At 62.3% G+C, this 1,291-nt stretch carries 2 protein-coding genes; both read right to left on the reverse strand.

The window, feature by feature from the left end; translation table 11 throughout:
* On the reverse strand, nt 1–369 hold a 369-nt coding region (locus FEM54_RS32710), incomplete at its 3' end, for an arsenate reductase ArsC (RefSeq protein ID WP_138454300.1).
* A gap of 13 nt (nt 370–382) precedes the next feature.
* Nucleotides 383–1,291: arsenical efflux pump membrane protein ArsB (gene arsB / locus FEM54_RS32715; RefSeq protein ID WP_138454301.1), on the reverse strand; the 909-nt coding region annotated here is incomplete at its 5' end.

Consider the following 1,291-nt stretch of genomic DNA (forward strand, 5'->3'; position numbering starts at 1 on the left):
GAGCGTGGCCTTGAAGGCGGCGTCTACACGGGCCTCGTCACCCTGAACATCCGACGGGTCTTCCAACCCCCAGTGCGCCTTCAGCGCCGGCCCGAAATACACCGGGCAGGCTTCACCCGCAGCTTTATCGCACACGGTAATCACCACATCCGGCGGGCTGCCCTCAAAGGCCTCATTGCCCTTGCTGTACAAGCCTTCGGTGCTGATGCCCGCTGCCTGCAACGTGCTGAGGCTGCGCGGCAGTACCTGGCCCTTGGGGAAACTGCCGGAGCTGATCGCCTCGAAACCTGCCGGCGCCAGGTGGTTGAACATCGCCTCGGACAAGATGCTGCGGCAGCTGTTGGCGGTACACATGAACAGGACTTTCATAGCGGTATTTCCTTCAGAGACTCAGGCGCAAGGCGAGGGCGGCGAGGGTGATCAACAGCACCGGCAAGGTCAGCACGATGCCGACCTTGAAGTAATAACCCCAAGTGATGGTGATGCCTTTGCGCGCCAGGATATGCAGCCACAGCAAGGTGGCCAGGCTGCCGATTGGAGTGATTTTGGGGCCCAGGTCGCTGCCGATCACGTTGGCGTAGATCATCGCGTCCTTGACCACGCCCACGGCATGGCTGGACTCGATCGACAGCGCGCCGATCAGCACCGTCGGCAGGTTGTTCATCGCCGACGACAACAGCGCCGTCAGCACGCCGGTGCCCATGGCCGCGCCCCACACGCCGTAGGTGGCAAAAGTGTCGAGCCAGGTCGCGAGGTAGGTGGTCAGGCCGGCGTTACGCAGGCCGTAGACCACCAGGTACATGCCCAGGGAAAACACCACGATCTGCCACGGCGCTTCTTTCAACACTTTGCGCGTAGAGATCTTGTGGCCCTTGGCGGCGATCACCAGTAGCAAAACGGCGCACACGGCAGAAATCGCACTGATGGGAATGCCCAGCGGCTCTAGCGCGAAACAGCCCACCAGCAAGATACCCAGCACCCACCAGCCCGCGCGAAAGGTCGCACGATCGTGGATGGCGCTGGCGGGGTCTTCCAGGTCGGCCGGGTCGTAGGCTTGGGGAATATCGCGGCGAAAGAACCACAGCAGGACCCCAAGGGTGGCGGCGACACTGACGAAGTTCACCGGCACCATTACTGCTGCGTACTCGTTGAAGCCGATCTTGAAGTAATCCGCCGAGACGATATTCACCAGGTTCGACACCACCAGCGGCAGGCTCGCGGTATCTGCGATAAACCCAGCGCCCATGACAAACGCCAGGGTGGCCGCCGGGGAAAAGCGCAAGGCCAGCAG

Origin of the sequence: Pseudomonas edaphica, from assembly GCF_005863185.1 — a bacterium.
Classification (GTDB): domain Bacteria; phylum Pseudomonadota; class Gammaproteobacteria; order Pseudomonadales; family Pseudomonadaceae; genus Aquipseudomonas; species Aquipseudomonas edaphica.